Raw genomic sequence first — 21775 nt, forward strand, 5'->3', positions numbered from 1 at the left:
GACATGACAATGCAGTTCAACGAGCTCAAGACGCGCCGTGACACCATTCTCGCGCAGGAGCCGCGCCTCCGCGCCCGCGATCTCGCCGCGAAGCTCGGCATCAGCGAGGCCGAGCTCATGGCGCTGGGCCGCGAGGACGCCGAGGCGACGCGGCTGAAGCCGGAATGGTTTTCCATCATCGCCGATGTTCCGACGCTCGGCTACGTCATGGCGTTGACGCGCAACGAGTCTTGTGTGCATGAGCGCAAGGGCGTCTATGGCAAGGTTGGCGGCAACGCGCATGTCGCCTTGATCGTCGGCGATGATATCGACCTGCGCATTTTCCTCAGCCAGTGGCGCTTCGGCTTCGGTGTCATCGAGACGACAGAACAGGGTCTGCGCCGCAGCCTTCAGTTCTTCGATGCGGCGGGCGACGCCATTCACAAGATCTATCTCACCGATCAATCCGATATTGCCGCCTTCGACCGTCTGGTCACGAAGTGGGCGAGCGACGAACCGCGCGCTTCGCTCGCTATTGAAGCACTCCCGGCGCGTGAAGCCATGTTGTCCGACAGCGAGATCGATGTGCCGGGCCTTCATGCTGCCTGGGATGCACTGAAGGACACGCATGAGTTCCATGGGCTGCTGAACAAGTTCAAGGTCCAGCGCGTTCAGGGCCTGCGCCTTGCGGGCATCCGCCGGGCTATGCCCGTCGATGCGACGACACTGCGCGGCGTTCTGTCGAATGCGGCCGCGCGGGAAACGCCGATCATGGTCTTCGTCGGCAATCCGGGCATGATCCAGATCCACACAGGTCCCGTCGTGAACCTCAAGCCCATGGGTCCCTGGTTCAACGTGCTTGACGAGAAGTTCAACCTGCATCTGCGCGAAGATCACATCGCCAGCGCATGGATCGTCTGGAAGCCGACCGAGGATGGCGTCGTGACTTCGCTCGAACTCTTCGATGCTCAGGGCGACGCGATTGCCACGCTTTTCGGCAAGCGCAAGCCGGGCCAACCGGAAGACGAGGCCTGGCGCGCCATCGTCGCAGATGCGATTGAGAAGGTCGCCGCCTGATGAAAAACGTCGTTGCCGTTGTGTTGCTGAGTTTCTTCGCCGCCGGGGCCGCTCATGCGGAGGCGCCGAAGCGCATTCTCTCCGTGGGCGTTGCGGCGACGGAGACGGTTTTCGCTCTCGGCGCGGGCGACGAACTGGTCGGCATCGACCAGTCGAGCGTCTTCCCGCGCGAAAGGACGAAGGCGCTACCGAATGTGGGCTATGTGCGGACTCTCGCTGCAGAGGGTCTGCTCTCGCTCAAGGCCGATGTCATGATCGCAGGGCCGGAGGCAGGCCCGCCTGCCGCGCTCGATCAGGCGGAAGCGGCGGGGCTCCGTATCGTCCGCCTCCATGAGGGCTATACGCCCGAAGAGGCCGTGGCGCGCATTCGCGAGATCGGCAAGGCGCTCGGCCGTGAGGCGGAAGCCGAGAAGGTGGCCGACACTGTCGCGAGCGATCTCGCGGTGGTGAAGAACGAGGTGGCTGCAGCAAAGACGCATCCTCGCGTGCTCTTTGTGCTGCAGGCGGGGCGCGGCGCGCCCATGGCGGCGGGTGCAGGAACTGCGGCAGATGCCATGATCCGGCTTGCAGGTGGCGTCAACACGGTTGGGCAGATCAAGGGCTACAAGCCACTCTCGCCCGAGGCGGCGATTGCCGCCGCGCCGGAAATCATTGTGATGATGAAGGACACGGTGGATGCGCTGGGTGGCGAGGGCGCCGTCTATGCGATGCCCGGGATCTCCCGGACGCCCGCTGCGAAGAACAAGCGGCTCATCGTCATCGACGGCACCTATAGTCTGAGCTTCGGGCCACGTCTCGCCCATGCACTGCGCGATCTCGCCGTGGAGTTTCACCCGGAGGCAAAATTTCCGCCTCTGCCGGTGCGCGAATGGACGAAACAACAATGAGTGTCGCGCGCGTAGCAAGACCGCCGGCCTTGCGGCGGTTGCCGCGCGCCGTCTTGCTGGGCGGTCTGGCCATGCTGCTCGGCCTTGCTTTCCTCCTGGCGCTCGGTATCGGCGCAATGCAGATACCGGCGGGCGAGGTTTTGCGCGTTCTCTTCGGCTTCGAGACGGATAGTCAGGCCGCAGCCATTGTCCTCGGCTTGCGTCTGCCGCGCGCGGTGCTGGCCATACTCGTCGGCGCGGGGCTCGGCATTTCCGGCGCGGCGCTGCAGGGGCTTTTCCGCAATCCGCTCGCCGATCCGGGTCTTATCGGCATTTCCGGCGGCGCGGCGCTTGGCGCCGTATCGGTGATTGTGCTTGGGCATCTGCTCATCGCGCTTCTGCCGCTCGCGGCCGATCCGCATCTTCTGCCCGTCGCGGCTTTTCTCGGCGGGCTTGCGGCAACCTTCGCGACTGAGCGTCTCGCCCATCATCGCGGCGTCGCGGCGACGGGCATATTGCTTCTCGCCGGCATCGCCATAAATGCCATGGCGGGCGCGATCATGGGCGTTCTGATCTATAGCAGCGACGATTCGCAGCTGCGCGAGATCACCTTCTGGACCATGGGAAGTCTCGCCAAGGGCGGCTGGTCCGGCGTGACGCTTTCCGCGCCCTTCGTCATCCTTGCCGTTCTGATGCTGCTGCGTTGCGCGGCGCCGCTCAATGCAATGCTGCTCGGCGAGCGCGAGGCGCATCATCTCGGCGTGAGCATCGAGCGGTTGAAGCGCGTCGTGATGATTGCGGGCGCGCTGGCGGTCGGCGCGTCGGTTGCCGTCTCTGGCATCATCGCCTTCGTCGGCGTCGTCGTGCCGCATCTCGTGCGCATGGCGGCGGGGCCGGATCACCGGGTTGTGCTGCCGGGCTCGGCGCTTCTCGGCGCCGTGCTGCTTCTCGTCGCCGATTGCGGTGCGCGCGTCATCGTTGCGCCAGCCGAAATGCCGATTGGCCTTGTCACCAGTCTGATCGGCAGCCCGTTCTTCCTTTGGCTGCTCCTGCGCCGGAAGGGGCTTGGCGCATGATCGAAGCGAGAGACCTTGCGCTGCGTATTGGCGCGCGAAACATCGTCGATGGCGTTTCCTTCGCCATTCGTCCGGGCCGCGTCACGGCGCTGCTCGGGCCGAACGGTGCGGGCAAGTCGACGCTGATTTCGTTGCTCTCGGGCGAACATCGGCCGGATGGCGGCAGCGTCGAGATCGACGGCGAGGCGATGGAGAGCTTCGATCCCCTCGCGCTGGCGAAGCGCCGCGCGGTTCTGTTGCAGCATTCGTCGCTCGATTTCGATTTCACAGTCGCGGAGGTCGTGGCGTTGGGGCGGCTGCCTTTCCGCGCAACGCGCGACGCGCTGGACGATGATGAGGCGTGTCTCGCCGCTCGCTGCCAGAGCGGCATCGAGCCTTTGTGGTCGCGCCTCTATCGCACGCTTTCAGGTGGTGAGCGTCAGCGGGTGCAATTCGCCCGTGCGCTCGCGCAGATATGGCGGCGCGAAAATGGCGTGAGCGTTCGGCGTTATCTCATGCTCGACGAGCCGACCTCGGCGCTGGATTTACGGCACAGGCGCTTGCTGCTTGAATCCTCTCGCCGTCTCGCTGGCGAGGGGATCGGCGTGCTCGCCGTGCTTCACGATCTCAACCTCGCGGCCGACTATGCGGATGATGTGGTGCTTCTCGACAACGGTCGCGTGATGGCGGCGGGCGAGAAGGACCAGGTGCTGACGCAGGAAAATCTCTCCGCCTGTTTCATGACGCCGGTCGAGATTATGACCAGGGCGGACGGCTCGAAGGCCATTCTTGCCTGATGGCGTCAGGCTTCGAGCATGAGTTGCATCAGCACGAGATCGAGCCAGCGGCCGAATTTGCGTCCGACTTCCGGCATCCGCCCAACCTCGCGGAATCCGAGCCGCTCATGCAGGGCTATGGACGCCGTATTCTGCGCCTCGATGCAGGCCATCATGACATGGTGGCCGTCTGCGCGCGCATGGGCGACCAGTGGCTTCATCAGCGCGAAGCCCAGTCCGCGCCCGCGGGCGTCGGGATGAATATAGATCGAGTTCTCGACCGTGTGCCGGTAGCCGCTGCGCGGGCGGTAGTGCCCATAGGCAGAGAAGCCGAGCACGGCATGACCCTGGACGGCGACCAATACCGGAAAGCCGTGATCGATATGATCGGCAAGCCATGCAGCGCGGTCGGCAAGGTCGGCTTCCTCGTCCATCCAGATCGCTGCGGTATTTCGTACCGCATCGTTATGAATGAGCAGAATGCCGGGAAGATCGTCTGAGGTTGCGGGCCGGACGATGTAAGTCATCGCGGCCTCAGTCCTTCCGCTGATGATCGTGGTGTTCGGCATGTTCCGCGAGGAGTTGTGCGAACCAGCGGCGGAAGCGGATGATGCCGTCATGGTCGAGTCCCGCCTCCTCGGCGAGATGGCGGCCGATGATGGCGTCGCCGAAAGCAGCGTTTGCCGTCAACATGGCCATGAACATCGTGTCTTCGCGGTCGGGAGTCGGTGCGGCGTTCTTCTCGGCTTCCTTGACGCGGCGGCTGTGAATCGCGTTCGAGATTTCCGTCATCAGCGCGCGCGAACTGGTTGCTTCCGTCAACCGGTCGGTCAGCATCATCCATGAGAGAAGGCGCGCCGTGCCGCGATCGCTCAGGGCCTCGAAGACGCTTTCGATCAGCTCGCCCGCTTCGAGCTGGTGGCCGTTTCGGTCTTGAAGCGCGCCGAGCATCTTGTCGCGAAACTGGGCGGAGGTCCGCGCGATCAGCGCGCGGACGAGGCCTTCGCGGCTTTCGAAATGGTGCAGGATCGCCGGATGGGAGATGCCAACGTCGCGGGCAATGTCCTGAAGGCGGATGCCTTCCGGTCCCTGTGTCGCCAGCCGCTTCTCCGCGGCGTCGAGGATCAGCCGCCGCGCCTCTTCGGCCGAGCGGCGGACGCGCTTCGGCGCCTGCCGGGTTTCGGTCGCAATGTCGGTCGGGAGAATCTCCGTCTTCTCTGCGGTACTCACCGTGAAATATTTCCCCTTTGGTAGATATTGACAATCATGTCAGTATAACATATCTCATTAAGCGATCAGAGCGCGATTTTTGCCATCTTATCAAGGGACGTCCACCTATGACGATGACTGGTAGCGTGACAAATGCGACCGGGATGCGCCCGCGCCGCAAGCGTATCGAGCCGTTGAAGGCGATCCGCGCGATCCGCGCGCTCATCGCCGACAAGGAAGATACGGGTCAGGTCTTCAAGATCATCGATGCGCTTTCGGGCGGTTCCGACGAGCGCATGTTCAATCGCTTCATGGCGAGCGAAATGGGCCGCCGCATCGTGTTGGAAAAGCGCGACCTGATCTCGCTGCTCAATGATCGCGAACGGCTTTCGAAGCTGCCCGAGGGCACGCTCGGTCGAACTTATTATGAATTCATGGCGGAAGAAAACCTGTCGGCGGACGGTCTCGTCGCCGCGAGCGAAGAAGCGCCGCGCTATTATCGCGACATGCCGGCGGATGCGCGCCTCTTTCGCGACCGCCTGCGCGACGCCCATGACCTCTGGCATGTGACCTCCGGCTATGGCCGCGACGGACTCGGCGAACTCTGTCTACTCGCTTTCACCTATGCGCAGATGCGCAATCGCGGCGTCGGCTTCATCGTGCTGGTGGGCGCCCGCGTCACGTCGAAGAAGGTGCCCGGGCTCGGCATCTGGAAGGCGGTCCGCGAGGGCTATCGCCACGGCAAGGCGGCAAGCTGGTTGCCGATGGCCGATTGGGAGGCGCTCCTCGACAGGCCGCTCGAGGAGGTGCGCCGCGAGCTCGGAATCCAGCCGCCGGCGATCTATCGGCACATCGAACCCGTTACCACGGCAAGGGAGAGGGACCTGGGCCTGACGACGAGGCAAGCTGCCTGATCCCTAAATCGCCTGGCGGGTTTTTTGCGCCCTCGCGGCCTGATATGTTGACAAGCCCCGGAAGGAACTCCGGGGCTTCGTCATGTGAGGGTCCCTTGGTCATCGTCTACGGTCTGAAGAACTGCGACACCTGCCGCAAGGCGCTTTCCTGGCTCGGGCAGGAGAAGATCGCGCATCGCTTCGTCGATCTCCGGGCCGATGGCATTTCAAAGAGCGACATCACCCGCTTCGTGAAGGCGGTCGGCATCGAGAAACTCGTCAACAAGGCGAGCACGACCTGGTGCGGCCTTGCCGACGACGAGAAGGACATTTCGACCGAGGCGAAAGCCATCGCGCTTCTCGAAGCCAATCCCACGCTCATCAAGCGGCCGGTCTTTGTGGTGGGCAAGATGATCGTCTCGGGTTTCCGCGAGCCCGAGAAGGCGGCGCTCGCTGCGGTGTTCGGGGCATGATCCGGTCGCGCGCGCAGGCTCCGCTCTCGCTTCCGATCGAGACGCCGCGCCTCGTGCTGCGCGAATTTCGAAAATCCGATGTCGATGCCGTGCATGCCTATTCCGCGCTGCCGGAGGTTGCGCGTTTCATGATCTGGGGCCCGAACTCGCCGGCGCAGAGCCGCGAGGCAGTCGAGGGTTTTCTGGAAGATCAAGCGGCGCGCCCCCGCATTTTTTTCGACCTTGCCATGACGCTGAAGCCGAAAGGGCAGGTCATCGGCGGCGTGGGCCTCCACCTTCTCGACCGCGTGAACCGCACCGGCGATCTCGGCTATGTGCTCCATCCCGATTGTTGGGGTTATGGGCTTGCGGAAGAGGCGGCGCGTGCGCTCATGGAGGCGGGATTCGTGGAACTGGGGCTCCACCGCATTGTGGCGAGCTGCGACCAGCGCAACCGGGCGTCCGCCCGCGTCATGGAAAAGCTTGGCATGCGCCGCGAAGGGGCGTTCCGCCAGTCGCGGCTCATTCAGGGCGAATGGCGTGATGAATATCTCTACGCCATCCTCGCCGAGGAGTTTCTCGATTAGTCGGTCTGGCTGATTTCCGATCCACGCCGGATCAGGAATTCGACCCAGGTTCCCCGGTCGCGGGTTTCGACGAGTTCGTGGCCTGCCTCTGCGCAGAAATGCGGAATGTCGATGCGCGAAACGGGGTCGGTCGTGAAGATGCGGACGAGCCTTCCGGGCTCCAGCCTCTCCAGCCGCTTCTTCGCGCGCAGCACCGGGATCGGACATTTCTGCCCCATCACATCAAGCAAGACTTCCGGGCCGCACTCTTCGCCGACCGCATTTTCAGGGGCGTCGCCCATCCGCATCCTCTCTTTGAAACGGGCCGGATAATCGCCCCTAAAACCGCCTCTGTCACCCCTGCTAGGGCCATTTCCCCTGTATATGGGCTTTCCTTGACCTTGCGGAGCCTTGGCGGGCATAACAGGCGCGCGAAAAACAAGTGCGGAATACGTTGGGGAAACTGGAGCGCGGAATGGGATTTTTCAGGCGGATCAGGAACGAGATCATCTATGTCCGGGCGGCGCTCAGAACCCTGAAACGGGTCGGCGACATCTACAAGACGCCGGACCGGACCTTCCCCGACATGTTCGAAGAAATCGCGAAGGCAAAGCCCAACAACGCCGCGATCTATTTCGAAGACCGCAAGATCACCTTCCGCGAGCTCGACGAGGCCGCCAACCGCTATGCGCGCTGGGCAATGGCGCAAGGCGTCGGTCGCGGCGATGTGGTCGCGCTGTTGATGGAAAACCGGGCGGAATACGTCATCGCCTGGCTCGGCATCATGAAGGCGGGCGCGTCGGCAGCCCTCATCAACAACAATCTCGTCAAGGGTCCGCTCGCGCATAGCCTCAATATCTCTGGTGCGACGCATCTTGTGCTTGGCTCCGAACTTGCCGACGCCTATGCCACCGCCGTCGATCAGCTCGAGCATCCCTTCACCGTATGGGCGACGGGCGCGCAGATTGTCGGCATGCAGAACCTCGATGCGGCGCTTGCGCAGCAATCGGGCGATCCGCTGCCCGCTGACACGCGCAAGGGCGTGACGCTCAACGACAATGGGCTCTTCATCTATACGAGCGGCACGACCGGCAATCCCAAGGCCGCGCGCCTGACCCATGCGCGTGTGCTGACGATGATGAACGGCTTCTCGGCGGGCGCGAATGCGACGGAAAGCGACCGCATGTATATCGCTATGCCGCTTTATCATTCTGCTGGCGGCGTTTGCGCGGTGGGTACGACGCTGACGGTTGGCGGTTCGATCATCATCCGGCGCAAATTCTCGGCGCGCGAATTTTTCGCCGATTGCCGCAAATATGATGCGACGATGTTCCAGTATATCGGCGAGCTTTGCCGCTACCTGCTCAACACCGAAAAGCAGCCCAAGGAAAACAGGCACAAGATTCGTCTTGCGATCGGCAACGGGCTTCGCCCGGAAATCTGGCCGGCCTTCCAGAAGCGCTTCAAGGTGCCGCATATCCTCGAATTCTATGGCGCGACCGAAGGCAATGTGGCGCTGATGAATTATGACGGCACGGTGGGTTCGGTGGGCCGCATTCCGGGCTGGGCGAAGAAGCGCTTCAATGTCGAGCTCGCGCGCTTCGATCTCGAAGCCGAAATGCCGGTGCGTGGGGCCGATGGCTTCTGCATCAAATGCGGGCCAGGCGAAGCGGGCGAGGCGATCGGCAAGATATCGACCGATCCCAACACCCCTACGGGCCGCTTCGATGGTTATGCCCGAAAGGAAGAGACCGAGAAGAAGATCCTGCGCGACGTCTTCGAAAAGGGCGACGCCTGGTTCCGCACCGGCGATCTCCTGCGGCAGGACGAGCTCGGCTATTTCTATTTTGTCGACCGCATCGGCGACACTTTCCGGTGGAAGGGCGAGAACGTCTCGACGGCGGAAGTCTCGGAAGCGATTTCCGTTTTCCCTGGCATTCAGGAAGCCAATGTCTATGGCGTTCATGTTCCGGGTGCGGACGGTCGCGCCGGCATGGCGACGATCGTGGCCGACAATGCGTTCGACATCGACAGGTTCCAGAAGCATATCGACAAGGAACTGCCCGAATATGCGCGGCCCCTCTTCATCCGCATGAGCGGCGGCATGGAGATCACGGGCACGTTCAAGCAGCGCAAGGTCGAGCTGGTGAAGGAAGGCTTCGATCCGCGCGAGGTCGAGGACGCGATCTATTTCCGCTCGCCCGTGGACGGCCATTTCGTGCCGCTCGACGCGGCGCTTTATGAGCGCATCTGCGGCGGCGAGATCAGGATCTGAGCGCAATCGGTTCCAAATAAAAAGGGCGGCTTGCGAGAGCCGCCCTTTTGCATTTCCGCAGGCTGGACTTACTGCGCCGCGTCCGTCTTCTTGTTGAGGCCCATCGCGGCAAGGATTTCCGGGCGGATGTTTTCCGTGCCCTTCTTCTCGACATGCTGGGCGACGCGGGCGCCGACGGCCATCATTGCCTGACCCATGAAGCTTTCGCGATTGTCCTTGGCCCAGTTGAGCGAGACGTCGCGATTGTCATTGAGGTTCTGGAACTTCGGGGCGACATAGCGCGCCATCAGCTCATAGGAGCGCTTGGTGTTTTCCCAGTTCGCCCAGTTATGCGCGAGCTGCATGAAGCAGCCGAAGCCGCCCGACTGCTGCTGCAGGCGCTCGATCTGGGCAACAGCGTCTTCCGGCGTGCCGATGACGGCCATGCCCGAGGCGATGAGCGCATCGACGGGGTCCGAACCATCGGTCGGCGCGAGCGGGAGTGCCGCCACTTCGCGGAAGTAGTAGAGCCACTTGTCGAGGCCGAAGCGCACATTCTCGCGGGCCTTTTCGCGCGTCTCGGCGATATGCACCGGGCCGACGAGGCGCCAGCCGGAGCGGTCGACGGTCTTGCCGTTGTCCTTCGCCGTGTCCTCGCAGATCGCCCAGTTGGTCGAAAGCGCGTTGAAGCCGCCGGCGGATGTCGCGCCAATGGAAAGCAGGCTGAGACCATGGCGGCCCGCCGCCGTCGCGCCGGTCGGCGAGACCTGGCTTGCCACCGCGATCTCGACCGAAGGCCGCGACCAGGGCGTCATCTGGAGGCGCGCATTGTTCAGCTCGAACCATTCGGTCTTCATGTTGACGGTTTCGCCGCGGAGCAGCGGAACGATCGCGTCGAGCGCCTCGTCCATCATGTCGCGCTGCTTCAGCGGGTTGATGCCCATCATGATCGCGTCGGAGGGCAGCGAACCCGGGCCGACGCCGAGCATGACGCGGCCGCGCGTGATGTGGTCGAGCTGGTTGATGCGGTCGGCCAGCATCAGCGGGTGGTGATAGGGCAGCGACGACACGCCCGTGCCGAGCTTGATGTTGCGCGTGCGCTCGGCAACCGTGGCGATGAAGAGCTCGGGGCTGGCAATCAGCTCATAGCCTGCGGAGTGATGTTCGCCGATCCAGGCTTCGTCATAGCCGAGCTGGTCCATCCACTGGACGAGTTCGATGTCGCGCTCCAGCGCGAGGGTGGGGTTTTCATCGAGCGGGTGGAACGGCGCGATGAAGGCGCCGAAGCGCAGTTTCTGTCCGAGCATGTATTTCTCCCTAGCGTTTTCGGTTCTTGAATTCTTGTGCCGTGGATCAAAGCGCGGCTTTCGGGCTTTGTCCACCTGCAGTCTTTTCAGGCTTTCTTCTTCAGGCCATTGAGCATGATGTCGATGATCTGGCGGCTGGCGAGGCCGGCATCCGTTTCCGGGTGTTCGGTCGAAAAGGCGGCGATGGTGCTCCATGTGGAGACAATGGCGACAGCGGCCAGTTCCGGTGGCATCTCCTCGCGCAGTTCAGCCCTGTTCTGGCCGCGGCGCACGATGTCCGTCACGATGTCGATGACGCTTTCGTTCACGGTCGCGGCGCGTGTGAGCGCGGTCGGCTGATCGATGAATTCGCGCAGCATTTTCCGCATCACCGGCGCGTTGCGTTCATAGGCTTCGAGGAAGGCATCGAGGAGAAACAGGAGTTGCTCCTCCGCCGTGCCGTTATGCCCCGCCAGTTGATCGGCGAGAGACTGGGTCACCTCGTCGTTGAACTCCTGCAGCAGCGCGGCCTTGTTCTCGAAATGGAGGAAAAAGGTCGCCTTTGCGACGCCCGCGCCGTTGCAAATGTCCTCAATGGTCACGCCGTCATAGCCGCGCTCGCCAAAGAGCTGCATCGCGGTGCGATAGATTTCCCGCCGCGTGCGCTCCTTTTTGCGAGCGCGCCGCGTTCCGCCGACGGGCGCCTCTTCCAGTGCCTCAAGATTGCTAATGGGGCTCTCCCTCCGCCATGCGCCTGGCCCGCTTCATGGGGCTCTCTCCCGCGCCGAGAAAAACTAGACCGAAGTACAGTATTTGCCAAGACCGTTTGATCTGCTAGCCATCGGTGCGCTGCAGCAAGAACGCCGCTGCGTAAAATCGCGTTGCCCGGTCTAGGGCCTATACCCTAAGACAAAGGCAAAGGGGCACAAGCCCCGGCATATGAAAAGGGAGAACGGCATGGGACGGGTCAGTGGAAAAGTGGCTCTGGTGACGGGCGCGGGCAGCGGCATCGGCCGCGGCGCGGTGCTGGCGCTGGCGGCGGAAGGCGCCTTTGTGGTCGCGACGGATATCGACGACAAGGGCCTCGCCGAGACGGCCGATCAGGTCAAGGCGGCGGGCGGCAAGATCGCCACGCATCATCAGGATGTGACGAGCGAGGCGCGCTGGGCCGAGGTGATCGAGGCGATCAAGAAGGACCAGGGCGCGCTCCACATCCTCGTCAACAATGCCGGCATCGGCATCGGCGCCGATATCTTCACGATGGCCTATGAAGACTGGCGCCGTCAGATGTCGATCAATGTCGACGGCGTCTTCTTCGGCGTGAAGCACGGCATTCCGCTGATCGCGGCGTCGGGCGGCGGCTCGGTCATCAATATTTCTTCGGTTGCTGGCCTTCAGGGCGCCGCGGGCCTCGCGGGTTACTGCGCGACCAAGGGCGCGGTTCGCCTTTTCACCAAGGCCGTGGCGCTCGAATGCGCCCAGGCCAAGATGAATGTGCGCGTGAACTCGGTTCATCCCGGCATCATCGACACGGCGATCTGGCAGAAGATACCGCAGGGCGGCACCAGCGCGCTTGGGACGGATATCCTCCCCGAAGGCGCGAACGCGGTCGATGCCAATGCGATCGCCCAGATGGCGCCGCTCGCCTATGCGGGCCTGCCGTCGGATATTGCGGCGGGCATCGTGTTCCTTGCCTCGGATGAATCGCGCTACATGACGGGTTCGGAACTCGTCATCGACGGCGGCATCACCGCGCGCTGAGCCAAAGCGAAGTTTAGGAAATGAAGAAGGCGGAGACCGCTATGCAGTCTCCGCCTTTGTTGCCTCACAGAGTTGGTGCGATTTCAGTTCGCCACGCGCCAGCTGCCGTCGGGTTGCTGGCAGGCGGTGCCATACGAGTTTTCGTAATGGCCGCCGACGCGAACAGTCGTCTGGTATTCGCGGCAATACTGCCCGCCGGAGTCGCGATAGACCGGCGAGGTCGGCTCCGCCTGGATCGGCTCGCGGTAGTAGACCGGGCGCGGCGCATAGACCACCGGCGGCGGGTAATAGGCCACGGGCGGCGGCGCATAGTAGTAGGGATCGTAATAGCCCCAGGCCGGTCCGGCGAAGAGCGGGAAGCCAAAGCCGATTCCGACGCTTACATGACCATGCGCTGAAGCAGGCGCCACGGCGAGCGTCGCGGCTGCGAGTGCGGTGGCGGCAAACAGGGCCAGCTTTGCCTTACGGGCGACGATTGTCATGACGTCTCCTCTGCACGAAAAACTGTCATGCATTATACGTCGGTCTCCGGCATTCCTGTCGGCATGAACGGATTAAATTTGGGGGGATTTGGGCCGGGATTACGGGCAAATTTCGTCCCCGTTGCCCGATGTCGCGTCGGCTGTGCGCGGTCGTTGCGACTTACTCGAATTCCGTGAAACGGATGTTGTTCCTCTCGATACCCTTCAGCACGACTTCGATGCCGCCCGACTTCACCATCCATTCGAGGCGGTGGTCGCGATATTCGCGTTTGAAAAGGCCCTGATCGAGAATTCCTGCGACGACTTCCATGCCGGCGATGGAGGCGGAGGCCTCCTTCATCGTCAGCGCGACGCTTTCCCGTGTTCGTGCCCGCGCAAGCCAGCGGCCGAGCGTCGAGCCTTCGTCGGGCCCATTGCCGAAGCCGATGGAGGCATTGACGTAAGGCGCGACGGAGAGATCGCCCCAACCGAAAGACGCGCCGTTGAACCAGTCGCTCTTGCCGAGCTGACGCTCAAGCCAGGCATGCAGCTTTTCCGTTTGTTCGGCGGCGCGCTCGCGCAACGTCTCGGCAAGCTCGCCCTCGGCGCGACGGAACCAGGAGATTTCGCCGAGCCCCCAGTTGATCGCTTCGTAATGCGTGTCGCAGACATCTTCGATCGTGCGAACGCGCGCCCGTTCAACGGGCGTATGCGGCAAGAGCGGCGGGGTAGGCCACTTGTCCTCGATATATTCGAGGATGATGGTCGAATCGAAAATATGAGCCTCTCCGTCGATCAGCAGCGGCACCTCGGCGCGCGGATTGGCCTCTATGAATTCGCCCGCCGCGCCGCCCGCGCCGATGCCGCCGGGCACCTTCAACGCGAAGTCGATGCCCTTTTCCCGCAGAGCGATCTTCACCTTCTGCGCATAAGGCGAAAGCGGATGCTCATAAAGCGTGATCATGGCGGTCTCCCCGGAATTTCGAATGGCCGCGATCGTCGGTTCTCGTACGGTGCCTGTCCAGGCGTTCCGGGAATTTGCGGTTCACGCCTTTGTGAGCGCCGTCAGAGGCGGCCTTTCGCCTTGGCTATCGCGGCCATCTGACCGAAGAGAAACGCGGCGTCATTGGGTGTATCGTCGCCTGTGAATTCCTTGTAGAGCGTTGCGACGTTGACGACGATGCGCTCGCCGTCGCCCCAGCTGTCGTAATCAGACATGTCGATATCCTGCGCCGCTTCGAAAGCCGTGAGCCCGGCGTCGTAGCGCCGCCGCGCCTCGTTTCTCACATAGACGAGATAATCGCGCACAGCTTTCACGCCGCGCTTGTCGGTGATCGGGCCATGGCCCGGCACGATGGTTTCGACATCCATGGCGAGGATGCGGTCGCAAGCCTCGATCCAGTTCGCCACCGGCCCTTCCCACATGATCGGATGACCCTCGATGAAGAGAATGTCGCCGGTGAAGACGACCTTGTCGGCAGGTACATGGACGAGCGCGTCGCCTGGCGTATGCGCGGGGCCGACATGCATGATCTTCACCAGCTTGTCGCCCACATGCCGCGTGATTTCGGTTTCGAAAGTTGTCGTCGGGAGCGTTTGCGTCACGCCTTTGAAATCGAAGGGGCCGAAGGCCTTCTTGATGAAGAGGCCGAGATCGCCGAGCTGCGGCGCGAGATCGAGAAAGCCCGCGAGCAGTTGCGGTGGCTCATGCGTCATTGCTTCCTTTGCGAGCTTGTGCGCGATGATCTCCGCACCCTGACAGCATTCATTGCCGTTGCAATGGTCGCCATTGTGATGCGTGTTGACCACGGTCTTGATCTGCGTGGTGGCCTTTGGCTCCGCCTGCCGCATGGCGGTGAGCATCTCGCGCGTCAGAGGCACGTCGAACAGCGTGTCGACGATCAGCGACTCAGCCCCATCGACGATCAACCCGGCATTGGACCATCCCCAGCCGCCATCCGGCTGAAGCCAGGCATAGCCGCCATTGCCGAGATCGTGCAGGCCCTTCGTGTATTGAAAGCGCGGATTGCCGAGACTCATTCCTCTCCCTCCCTTTCGTCATGCCCCGCTTCATGCGGGGCATCCACGCCTTTCTTTCTGCAAGAAGAAGACGTGGATGGCCCGGACGAGCCGGGCCATGACGGTTATTGTGACTCCAGACTCCGTTTGATGTCCTCAAGTGAGTCGCCTTCGATTTCCTTTTCCTCGAGTTCGATTTCGAAGGTTTCGAGATAGCGGCAGACGAGCAGATAGACGCCGACGATGATGGCGAGCTCCTGGATGCCGGTATCGCCGAGATGCTTGCGCGCCGCATCGAAGAGCGCCTTGTCCGCCTTCACATGGGCGACGAGATCGTCCGCGAAGGCGAGGGCCGCGTTCTCCGCCTCGCTGAGATGCGGACTAGGCAGCGTGCCCGCCGTCGCCGCGATGCGCGCTTCCGAAAGCCCGAGCCCGCGCGAGACACGGACATGGTGGTGCAACTCGTAAGCCGAGCCGCAGAGATGGCCGACGCGAAGGATCACGAGTTCGCGCAGCTCATCGTCCAGCGTGCCCTCGTTCAGATAGGCGTTGATCAGCGCCATGAAGGGTACGAAGGATGCGCCGCTCCCCGCGATCATGCGGAAGATATTGAGCGGCGGCAGCGTTTCCAGAAGCTTGCGGGCATCTTCCGGCAGGTCTTTCGGATCTGGATAGGGCAGGCGCGCCATGGGTGTCAGCTCTTCATTCCGGGGAGTTCGACGCCCTTCGCGGGCGGCGTTTCCTCAATATCGACATCGAAATTCTCAAGGAAGCGCGAGGCCATCATGTAGAAGCCGATGGCGATCACGAGTTCCTGAAGCTCTCCATAGGAGAGCCGCTCCTCCAGCGGCTTGAAGGTCGCGTCCGATGCGCGAACATGCAGCACCACATCGTCCGTGAAGCGCATGACGAGGCGCTCCATCTCGTTCCAGACCTTGGCGTCCGGCCCCTCATGGATCGCCTTGATCTTCTCTTCGGACATGCCGAGGCGGCGCGAAATCTCTTCGTGCTGATAGACCTCGTATTTCGCGTTGGACAGCACGCCGACGCGGACGATGGCGATCTCCCGCAGGATCGGATCGAGCTTGCCGAACATCAGGATCTGGTTGCCCAGCTTCACGAAGCCGTCGAGCATGTCGCCCGAATGGCCCATCATCCTGAAGATGTTGAGCGGCGGCAGTTTGCTATAGGCGTCTCTGGCGCGGCCTTCGGCCTTGGCCGGGTCGAAATACGGTATGCGGGCCAATCTGAACCTCCCTGACTGGATGACCTTATTTTTATTGGGGCCAGTTTGGGGGCGAAGTTACGCAGCGTCCAGCGGGAAGCGTGAGCGGGCTTCCGGCGTCCGCTTGCCCCGGCCCCAATCGTCGCTACACTCTGGTCCAACAAGAATTCTGGCCGAAAGGGCCGGGCAGACATTTCCGCTTTGGGAGGAGCGCCGATGTTCGATCGCGAGCATATTCATTCGGTTGCCGATATTACGCGTGCGCAGGCCAAGGCCGCGGCGAACGACGTCGCGCAGGTCTTTGAGGGTCGCGTGACGACTTACGCGGAGCTCGACAAGCGGGCGAGCCGCGTGGCGCAGGGCCTCATTGCCGAAGGCTGCAAGCCCGGCGCGCGTGTAGGCTTCATCGGCAAGAATTCGGATCGCTATTACGAGATGCTATATGGCGCGGTGAAGGCGAAAGCTGTTGTCGTCGGCGTCAATTGGCGCCTTGCACCGCCCGAAGTCGCCTATGTGCTGAACGACGCCCGGACGGAAATCGTTTTCGTCGGCGCCGAATTCTACGATGTGATCCAGCAGGTGCTCAGCGAGTGCCCGAGCGTGAAGCGCGTCATCGCGCTCGATGGCGGACGCAGCGACTGGATCTCCTTCGACGAGTGGCGCGATGGATATCCCGCAGCCGATCCCATGCTGCCCGCTCATATCGACGACGATGTGATCCAGCTCTATACGAGCGGCACCACTGGCCATCCCAAGGGTGTGCAGCTCACCAACCGGAATTATCTTGCCACCTTCGAGGCGGGCGAGGCGTCGGGCTGGGCAGACTGGAAGCGCCGCGAAGTCTGCCTCGTCTGCATGCCGCTTTTTCATGTGGCGGGCGTCAATATCGGCATTATCGGCCATGTGCATGGCACAAAGAACGTCATCCTGAAGGATGTCGATCCGCAGGTGATCCTGAAGCTCATCGAGAGCGAGAAGATCAACATCGCCTTCATGGTACCGGCGGTCATTCTGTTCCTGCTCCAACAGCCGAACATCAAGACAACGGATGTTTCCTCGCTGCGCCAGATTCTCTATGGCGCGTCGCCCATTGCCGAAGATGTGTTGAGGCAGGCGCAGTCGACTTTCAATGCCGGCTTCGTGCAGCTTTACGGTCTGACCGAGACGACGGGCGGTGCGACCTATCTGCCGCCGGATGCCCACGATCCGGCGAAGGGCAAGCTGCGCTCCTGCGGCATTCCTTATTCCAACATGGAAATCCGAGTCGTCGATGAAAAGGGCGAAGACGTGCCGCAGGGCGGTGTCGGCGAAATCGTCATCCGCGGCGGAATGGTGATGAAGGGCTACTGGAACAGGCCCGAAGCGACCGAGGACGCTGTGCGCGGCGGCTGGTTCCATTCAGGCGACGCCGGCTATTTCGACACGGACGGCTATCTCTACATTCACGACCGCGTGAAGGACATGATCGTTTCGGGTGGCGAGAACGTCTATCCGGCCGAAGTCGAGAATGCGCTGTTCGGCCATCCCGCCATCGCCGATGTCGCCGTGATCGGCGTGCCCGACGAGCGCTGGGGCGAGGCGGTGAAAGCCTGTGTCGTGCTGAAGCCGGGGCAGAGCGTGGAGGTGGCCGACATCATTGCCTTCGCCAAGACGCGCATCGCGGGCTTCAAGGTGCCGAAATCCATCGACATCGTGCAGGCGTTGCCGCGCAATCCGTCCGGCAAGATTCTGCGCCGCGAACTCAGAGCTCCCTACTGGGAAGGCCGCGAGCGGATGGTCAACTGACGCCAGAATACGGAAATAGAAATCGGGAAGAGAATAATGAGCGTCGCTGCAGAAAAGACGCAGCTTCCGCCTTTCAAACCGCTGAAGCAGAAGCCGCCGAAGATCAAGGTTGAGAAAAAGCCTGATGGCACGATCTATGTGTCGTCCGAATATCCCCTGGGCGAGATGAAGCGCTCGATCGTGCATCTGCTTGAGGAGAAGGCGGCCCTACATCCCGATCGGAACTTCATCGGCGAGCGCGATGCCTCCGGCGCCTGGGCTTATATCACCTATGGCGAGGCGAACCGCGCCGCGGACGCCGTTGCCACCGCGCTTCTGGCGCGCGGCATGGGCCCCTCGACGCCGCTGCTGATCCTTTCCGGCAACTCGATCACGCATGCCGTTATGGCGCTGGGTGCGATGAAGGCGCGTGTGCCGGTTGCGCCCGTCAGCGTTCCCTATTCGCTGATGAGCACGGATTTTTCGAAGCTCCGCCATGTGTTCGAGCTGACGCGGCCGCGCATGATCTTCGCGCAGCAGGGCGCAATGTTCGAACGCGCGCTCCGGGCTCTCGATCTTTCGAGCGTCGATGTGGTGAGCCGCGACGGCGTCGAGGAAGGCGCAGCGAGCTTCCATTACGATACGATGATCGCAACGCCGATCGACGCCGCTGCCGTCGAGGCGTCGATGGACAGGATCGACCACGACACGGTAGCGAAATATCTCTTTACCTCCGGCTCGACCGGCATGCCGAAAGGCGCGATCCAGACCCATCGCATGATGATGGCGCTGGTGGCAGCGCAGGAAGCGTTGCGCACCGAGGAGCCGGATCCCGACGAGATTCCCCAGAGCCTCGAATGGATGCCCTGGAACCATATCTCGGCGGGCAATATCAGCTTCAACGGCAATCTTGCCGCGGGCGGCACGGTGCATCTCGATGCGGGCAAGCCGATCCCCGGCCTCTTCGATCAAACGATCCGCAATCTGCGCGACGTTTCCCCGCGCGTCTTCGGTTCGGCGCCCGTTGCCTTCGCCATGCTCGCCGATGCGATGGAAAAGGATGTGGAACTTCGCCGCGCCTTCTTCCGCAATCTTGAATATATGGGCTATGGCGGCGCGACGCTTTCGAGCGACCTTTATGATCGCATGCAGGCGCTGGCGATTGCCGAGACCGGCCATCGCATGCCCCTCACGACGATGTATGGCGCAACGGAGACGCAGGGCATCACGGTCGTTCATTGGGTGACGGAGCGGGTTGGACTGATCGGTCTGCCGCTGCCGGGCATCACGCTGAAGCTCGTGCCGAATGGCACCAAGCTTGAAGTGCGCGTGAAGGGACCGACGATAACGCCGGGCTATCTCAACGATCCGAAAAAGACGGCGGAGGCCTTCGACGAGGAAGGCTATTACGCGCTGGGCGACGCAGCGCGCTTCCTCGATCCGGAGCATCCGGAAGAAGGCATCGTTTTCGATGGCCGCGTGACGGAAGACTTCAAGCTGTCGTCCGGCACCTGGGTCTCGACCGGCACACTGCGCGCCGATGTTGTCGCCGCCTGTTCGCCGCTCATTCAGGACGCAGTCATTTGCGGCCTGGACAAGCCCTATATCGCGCTTCTCGCCTGGCCGAATATCGCCGCGGCGAAGGCCGTGGCCGGGCTCCATGACAGCGCCACACCGCAGGAAGTCGTCTCCCATCCCAAGGTCGTCGCACATATCCGTGAAGCGCTCCTGCGTCACAACAAGGACGGCGGCGGCTCGTCCACGCGCATCGCGCGCATTCACCTGATGACGGAACCGCCGTCGATCGACGGGCACGAGATCACCGACAAGGGCTACGTCAACCAGCGCGCCACGCTCGACCGCCGCGCCCATCTCGTCGAGCGGCTTTACCTCGACGAAGCGCCCGATGATGTGATCGTCGTCTGACTCTTCTGTTCGTCATGCACGGGGGGACTCGATCCGCGCATCCGCGTCTTCCTTGCGATATGATGCAAGGGCAATAGACGCGGGTGGTCGGCCCGACCATGACGCGCAATAGAGTCTGGAGACCTCATGTCCATCGCGCTCCCACGCGACATTCTCGATTTCTGGTTTGCGGCCGGGCCTTCGAAGTGGTTCGCAAAGGATGCGTCCTTCGACGCGGAAATCCGCAAGCGCTTCGGCGAGACGCATGTGGCGGCCAGCGAGGGCAGGCTCGACGGCTGGATGAAGGATGCGCAGGGCGCGCTTGCGCTCCTCATCGTGCTCGATCAGTTCTCGCGCAATCTTTACCGCGACGATTACCGCGCCTGGGTGAATGATGGCAAGGCGCTCGCTCTTGCGCGGGAAGCGATCTCCCGCCGCTTGGATGTCGAAGTGCCGGTGACCGCGCGGCAATGGTTCTATCTGCCCTTCATGCATGCCGAGGACGGGGCCACGCAGGAGGAAAGCCTGCGCTATCACTCGACGCGCCTCGAAGATGCGGAGGTGCTGCGCTTCGCCGAAATTCATGCCGACATCATCAAGCGCTTCGGGCGCTTCCCGCACCGGAACGCCGTGCTTGGCCGCGCCTCGACGCCCGAGGAGAAGAGCTTCCTCTCAGATGGTGGTTTCGCGGGCTGAGGGGGCGGAAAAAACCGCCATCCCGGGGCAGGATTCCGCCGGGCAGGCTTTGCCCATGTGGCACAAGGCGCACCGCTAAGTCATTGATTCTTCATGGGTGTCTCTCTGGCCCGTCGGTTGCACTGCTCTGGATACAGTTCACGAGCCAATCCAGAGAGACCGCTTCCATGATGACCGACCACGAGCTCAGCCTGCTTGCCGCCTACATGTTCGATACCCATGGAATGAAGGCCCTCGAATATGCCGATACGGCGGTTGAGGAACTGGAGCAGATCGGCGAGTTGCTGCGCGCCGACGCCTGGCGGGCGCTCAAGGGCTTCGTCATCGATATGGCTGAAGGCCGCCGCTCGCGCGAGGGCAACATCCTCCACTGACACTCGGTCGACACCGGAAAAGGCCCCATGCCTGCCAAGGCGTGGGGCCTTTTCTTTTGGCGCTTTGCGCTCGAGGGCTCGGCCCGGTAAAACCTTCCCAACGATAAAAATGATCAAGAATAAATGGGAGGATGAAATGGCACTCGACCCGCAAGTCAAAGCGCTTCTCGACGGCATGGCCGCCAATCCGGATGCGCCGCGTCTCATCGATCTTCCGCCGGCAGGCGGGCGCGAGATGTACCGCGCCATGGCGGCGCAGCTCGACGTTCAGGGCCAACCTATCGGCAAGGTCGAGGATCGCACCATTCCCGGCCCGGTCGGCGAGATTCCACTTCGCCTCTACACACCGGTTGCCGCTGGCAGCGAGGCGCTTCCGGTCCTCGTTTATTTTCATGGTGGCGGCTGGGTGATCGGCGATCTTGAAACGCATGATGCGCTCTGCCGAACCCTCGCCAATGAGAGTGGATGCAAGGTCGTCGCCGTCGACTACCGCCTTGCGCCCGAGCACAAATTCCCTGCCGCAGCAGAAGATGCCTTTGCCGCCGTGCAATGGGTCGAGGCACATGCCGCCGAGATCGGCGTTGATGCAAACCGTATCGCGGTCGCGGGCGACAGCGCGGGCGGCAATCTCGCCGCTGTCGTGAGCCTTATGGCGCGCGACGCCAAGGGGCCGCACATTTCCTTCCAGATGCTTATCTATCCCGTTACGGATACGAATACGGACACGATTTCCTATCGTGAATTCGCGGAGGGGCACTTCCTCGAACGTGACGGCATGATCTGGTTCTTCAATCATTATCTCGGCGATGTCGATCGCAACGATCCGCGCGTCGCCCCGCTCAAGGCGGCCTCCCACCAAGGACTGCCTCCGGCCTACGTCGTCACGGGCGGCTATGATGTGTTGCGCGATGAAGGCCGCGCCTATGCCGAAACGCTGAAAAAGGCAGGGGTTCCCGTTGAACATGTCAATTACGAAGGCATGATCCACGGCTTCTTCAATCTTCAAGGCGTGCTCGACACGGGCCGCGAAGCGGTGAAGGCCGCGGCGCAGGCGCTCAAGATCGCGCTCGTCTGACGGTTTTCGTCATTGTGAGTTGCAGACGAAGCAATCCGGTCTTTTCGGAGCTGGATTGCTTCGCCGTTTGCCGCCGCCGCCA

The 21775-nt window shown here is 62.5% G+C and carries 24 protein-coding genes; 14 read left to right on the plus strand and 10 right to left on the minus strand.

The window, feature by feature from the left end; translation table 11 throughout:
• Positions 1-3: 3 nt before the first annotated feature.
• The 4 genes from F2P47_RS15365 to F2P47_RS15380 are packed head-to-tail and all read left to right on the plus strand — an operon-like array spanning position 4 to position 3774.
• Positions 4-1056, plus strand: coding sequence for a hemin-degrading factor (locus F2P47_RS15365; protein ID WP_204886713.1), 1053 nt, complete (start codon positions 4-6; stop codon positions 1054-1056).
• The gene (locus F2P47_RS15370) at positions 1056-1943 is read left to right on the plus strand and encodes a heme/hemin ABC transporter substrate-binding protein (RefSeq protein WP_152217265.1); all 888 of its coding nucleotides are present in this window, start codon (positions 1056-1058) and stop codon (positions 1941-1943) included. Before F2P47_RS15365 ends, F2P47_RS15370 begins: the two co-directional genes overlap by 1 nt.
• A complete protein-coding gene (locus F2P47_RS15375; RefSeq protein ID WP_152217266.1) occupies positions 1940-2998 on the plus strand; it encodes a FecCD family ABC transporter permease in 1059 nt (352 codons plus the stop codon). The genes F2P47_RS15370 and F2P47_RS15375 overlap by 4 nt, the downstream gene beginning before the upstream one ends.
• A complete protein-coding gene (locus F2P47_RS15380) occupies positions 2995-3774 on the plus strand; it encodes a heme ABC transporter ATP-binding protein (RefSeq protein ID WP_152217267.1) in 780 nt (259 codons plus the stop codon). Before F2P47_RS15375 ends, F2P47_RS15380 begins: the two co-directional genes overlap by 4 nt.
• A gap of 5 nt (positions 3775-3779) precedes the next feature.
• Here F2P47_RS15380 and F2P47_RS15385 read toward each other — a convergent pair whose 3' ends face one another.
• Together F2P47_RS15385 and F2P47_RS15390 are read right to left on the minus strand one after the other, a co-directional pair.
• Complete coding sequence (locus F2P47_RS15385) at positions 3780-4280, minus strand: GNAT family N-acetyltransferase (protein WP_152217268.1); 501 nt, start codon at positions 4278-4280, stop codon at positions 3780-3782.
• Positions 4281-4287: 7 nt separating this feature from the next.
• Positions 4288-4983, minus strand: a complete 696-nt coding sequence (locus tag F2P47_RS15390) for a TetR/AcrR family transcriptional regulator (RefSeq protein ID WP_152217269.1) — start codon at positions 4981-4983, stop codon at positions 4288-4290.
• 107 nt (positions 4984-5090) lie between these two features.
• Here F2P47_RS15390 and F2P47_RS15395 point away from each other — a divergent pair, with 107 nt between their 5' ends.
• The 3 genes from F2P47_RS15395 to F2P47_RS15405 all read left to right on the plus strand — a co-directional run bounded on the left by F2P47_RS15395 (position 5091) and on the right by F2P47_RS15405 (position 6894).
• Positions 5091-5876 (plus strand): Coq4 family protein, encoded by a 786-nt coding sequence (locus F2P47_RS15395; RefSeq protein ID WP_152217270.1) that lies wholly within the window; start codon positions 5091-5093, stop codon positions 5874-5876.
• A 95-nt stretch (positions 5877-5971) separates the two neighbouring features.
• A complete protein-coding gene (locus F2P47_RS15400) occupies positions 5972-6328 on the plus strand; it encodes a Spx/MgsR family RNA polymerase-binding regulatory protein (RefSeq protein ID WP_152217271.1) in 357 nt (118 codons plus the stop codon).
• Positions 6325-6894, plus strand: coding sequence for a GNAT family N-acetyltransferase (locus F2P47_RS15405; RefSeq protein WP_152217272.1), 570 nt, complete (start codon positions 6325-6327; stop codon positions 6892-6894). The genes F2P47_RS15400 and F2P47_RS15405 overlap by 4 nt, the downstream gene beginning before the upstream one ends.
• Here the strand turns inward: F2P47_RS15405 and F2P47_RS15410 are convergent.
• A complete protein-coding gene (locus F2P47_RS15410; protein ID WP_152217273.1) occupies positions 6891-7175 on the minus strand; it encodes a sulfurtransferase TusA family protein in 285 nt (94 codons plus the stop codon). The genes F2P47_RS15405 and F2P47_RS15410 overlap by 4 nt on opposite strands.
• A gap of 173 nt (positions 7176-7348) precedes the next feature.
• Between F2P47_RS15410 and F2P47_RS15415 the strand changes: the two genes are divergently transcribed.
• Positions 7349-9148, plus strand: coding sequence for a long-chain-acyl-CoA synthetase (locus tag F2P47_RS15415; RefSeq protein WP_152217274.1), 1800 nt, complete (start codon positions 7349-7351; stop codon positions 9146-9148).
• A 68-nt stretch (positions 9149-9216) separates the two neighbouring features.
• On the opposite strand, the gene F2P47_RS15420 is transcribed toward F2P47_RS15415, so the two are convergent.
• Both F2P47_RS15420 and F2P47_RS15425 read right to left on the minus strand, forming a co-directional pair.
• The gene (locus tag F2P47_RS15420; protein WP_152217275.1) at positions 9217-10434 is read right to left on the minus strand and encodes an LLM class flavin-dependent oxidoreductase; all 1218 of its coding nucleotides are present in this window, start codon (positions 10432-10434) and stop codon (positions 9217-9219) included.
• Between the two features lie 86 nt (positions 10435-10520).
• Positions 10521-11144 carry a TetR/AcrR family transcriptional regulator gene (locus tag F2P47_RS15425; RefSeq protein WP_343032319.1) on the minus strand — a complete coding sequence of 208 codons (624 nt, stop codon included), beginning with the start codon at positions 11142-11144 and terminating at the stop codon, positions 10521-10523.
• 226 nt (positions 11145-11370) lie between these two features.
• Between F2P47_RS15425 and F2P47_RS15430 the strand changes: the two genes are divergently transcribed.
• On the plus strand, positions 11371-12174 hold the full coding sequence (locus F2P47_RS15430) for an SDR family NAD(P)-dependent oxidoreductase (RefSeq protein ID WP_152217277.1): 804 nt from the start codon (positions 11371-11373) through the stop codon (positions 12172-12174).
• An 83-nt stretch (positions 12175-12257) separates the two neighbouring features.
• Here F2P47_RS15430 and F2P47_RS15435 read toward each other — a convergent pair whose 3' ends face one another.
• The 5 genes from F2P47_RS15435 to F2P47_RS15455 all read right to left on the minus strand — a co-directional run bounded on the left by F2P47_RS15435 (position 12258) and on the right by F2P47_RS15455 (position 15900).
• Positions 12258-12656 carry a hypothetical protein gene (locus F2P47_RS15435; RefSeq protein ID WP_152217278.1) on the minus strand — a complete coding sequence of 133 codons (399 nt, stop codon included), beginning with the start codon at positions 12654-12656 and terminating at the stop codon, positions 12258-12260.
• Between the two features lie 160 nt (positions 12657-12816).
• On the minus strand, positions 12817-13599 hold the full coding sequence (locus F2P47_RS15440; protein ID WP_152217279.1) for a glutathione S-transferase family protein: 783 nt from the start codon (positions 13597-13599) through the stop codon (positions 12817-12819).
• Positions 13600-13700: 101 nt separating this feature from the next.
• Positions 13701-14675, minus strand: coding sequence for an MBL fold metallo-hydrolase (locus tag F2P47_RS15445; RefSeq protein WP_152217280.1), 975 nt, complete (start codon positions 14673-14675; stop codon positions 13701-13703).
• A gap of 104 nt (positions 14676-14779) precedes the next feature.
• Positions 14780-15343: a carboxymuconolactone decarboxylase family protein gene (locus F2P47_RS15450; protein WP_152217281.1), complete on the minus strand. Its 564-nt coding sequence runs from the start codon at positions 15341-15343 to the stop codon at positions 14780-14782.
• Positions 15344-15348: 5 nt separating this feature from the next.
• Positions 15349-15900, minus strand: a complete 552-nt coding sequence (locus F2P47_RS15455) for a carboxymuconolactone decarboxylase family protein (protein ID WP_152217282.1) — start codon at positions 15898-15900, stop codon at positions 15349-15351.
• 195 nt (positions 15901-16095) lie between these two features.
• On the opposite strand from F2P47_RS15455, the gene F2P47_RS15460 reads away from it, so the two are divergent.
• The 5 genes from F2P47_RS15460 to F2P47_RS15480 all read left to right on the plus strand — a co-directional run bounded on the left by F2P47_RS15460 (position 16096) and on the right by F2P47_RS15480 (position 21693).
• Complete coding sequence (locus F2P47_RS15460) at positions 16096-17664, plus strand: long-chain-fatty-acid--CoA ligase (protein ID WP_152217283.1); 1569 nt, start codon at positions 16096-16098, stop codon at positions 17662-17664.
• A gap of 36 nt (positions 17665-17700) precedes the next feature.
• On the plus strand, positions 17701-19569 hold the full coding sequence (locus tag F2P47_RS15465; protein ID WP_152217284.1) for an AMP-binding protein: 1869 nt from the start codon (positions 17701-17703) through the stop codon (positions 19567-19569).
• Between the two features lie 126 nt (positions 19570-19695).
• Positions 19696-20244 carry a DUF924 family protein gene (locus F2P47_RS15470; protein WP_152217285.1) on the plus strand — a complete coding sequence of 183 codons (549 nt, stop codon included), beginning with the start codon at positions 19696-19698 and terminating at the stop codon, positions 20242-20244.
• A gap of 167 nt (positions 20245-20411) precedes the next feature.
• On the plus strand, positions 20412-20618 hold the full coding sequence (locus tag F2P47_RS15475) for a hypothetical protein (RefSeq protein ID WP_152217286.1): 207 nt from the start codon (positions 20412-20414) through the stop codon (positions 20616-20618).
• A 136-nt stretch (positions 20619-20754) separates the two neighbouring features.
• On the plus strand, positions 20755-21693 hold the full coding sequence (locus tag F2P47_RS15480; protein ID WP_152217287.1) for an alpha/beta hydrolase: 939 nt from the start codon (positions 20755-20757) through the stop codon (positions 21691-21693).
• Positions 21694-21775 lie beyond the last annotated feature (82 nt).

Origin of the sequence: Parvibaculum sedimenti (assembly GCF_009184905.1) — a bacterium.
Lineage (GTDB): Bacteria > Pseudomonadota > Alphaproteobacteria > Parvibaculales > Parvibaculaceae > Parvibaculum > Parvibaculum sedimenti.

Coding starts and splice junctions, on each gene's coding strand:
- F2P47_RS15365 (WP_204886713.1), top strand. CDS start 4: ATGACAATGCAGTTCAACGAGCTCAAGACGCGCCGTGACACCATTCTC.
- F2P47_RS15370 (WP_152217265.1), top strand. CDS start 1,056: ATGAAAAACGTCGTTGCCGTTGTGTTGCTGAGTTTCTTCGCCGCCGGG.
- F2P47_RS15375 (WP_152217266.1), top strand. CDS start 1,940: ATGAGTGTCGCGCGCGTAGCAAGACCGCCGGCCTTGCGGCGGTTGCCG.
- F2P47_RS15380 (WP_152217267.1), top strand. CDS start 2,995: ATGATCGAAGCGAGAGACCTTGCGCTGCGTATTGGCGCGCGAAACATC.
- F2P47_RS15385 (WP_152217268.1), bottom strand. CDS start 4,280: ATGACTTACATCGTCCGGCCCGCAACCTCAGACGATCTTCCCGGCATT.
- F2P47_RS15395 (WP_152217270.1), top strand. CDS start 5,091: ATGACGATGACTGGTAGCGTGACAAATGCGACCGGGATGCGCCCGCGC.
- F2P47_RS15405 (WP_152217272.1), top strand. CDS start 6,325: ATGATCCGGTCGCGCGCGCAGGCTCCGCTCTCGCTTCCGATCGAGACG.
- F2P47_RS15410 (WP_152217273.1), bottom strand. CDS start 7,175: ATGGGCGACGCCCCTGAAAATGCGGTCGGCGAAGAGTGCGGCCCGGAA.
- F2P47_RS15415 (WP_152217274.1), top strand. CDS start 7,349: ATGGGATTTTTCAGGCGGATCAGGAACGAGATCATCTATGTCCGGGCG.
- F2P47_RS15420 (WP_152217275.1), bottom strand. CDS start 10,434: ATGCTCGGACAGAAACTGCGCTTCGGCGCCTTCATCGCGCCGTTCCAC.
- F2P47_RS15430 (WP_152217277.1), top strand. CDS start 11,371: ATGGGACGGGTCAGTGGAAAAGTGGCTCTGGTGACGGGCGCGGGCAGC.
- F2P47_RS15435 (WP_152217278.1), bottom strand. CDS start 12,656: ATGACAATCGTCGCCCGTAAGGCAAAGCTGGCCCTGTTTGCCGCCACC.
- F2P47_RS15440 (WP_152217279.1), bottom strand. CDS start 13,599: ATGATCACGCTTTATGAGCATCCGCTTTCGCCTTATGCGCAGAAGGTG.
- F2P47_RS15445 (WP_152217280.1), bottom strand. CDS start 14,675: ATGAGTCTCGGCAATCCGCGCTTTCAATACACGAAGGGCCTGCACGAT.
- F2P47_RS15450 (WP_152217281.1), bottom strand. CDS start 15,343: ATGGCGCGCCTGCCCTATCCAGATCCGAAAGACCTGCCGGAAGATGCC.
- F2P47_RS15460 (WP_152217283.1), top strand. CDS start 16,096: ATGTTCGATCGCGAGCATATTCATTCGGTTGCCGATATTACGCGTGCG.
- F2P47_RS15465 (WP_152217284.1), top strand. CDS start 17,701: ATGAGCGTCGCTGCAGAAAAGACGCAGCTTCCGCCTTTCAAACCGCTG.
- F2P47_RS15470 (WP_152217285.1), top strand. CDS start 19,696: ATGTCCATCGCGCTCCCACGCGACATTCTCGATTTCTGGTTTGCGGCC.
- F2P47_RS15475 (WP_152217286.1), top strand. CDS start 20,412: ATGATGACCGACCACGAGCTCAGCCTGCTTGCCGCCTACATGTTCGAT.
- F2P47_RS15480 (WP_152217287.1), top strand. CDS start 20,755: ATGGCACTCGACCCGCAAGTCAAAGCGCTTCTCGACGGCATGGCCGCC.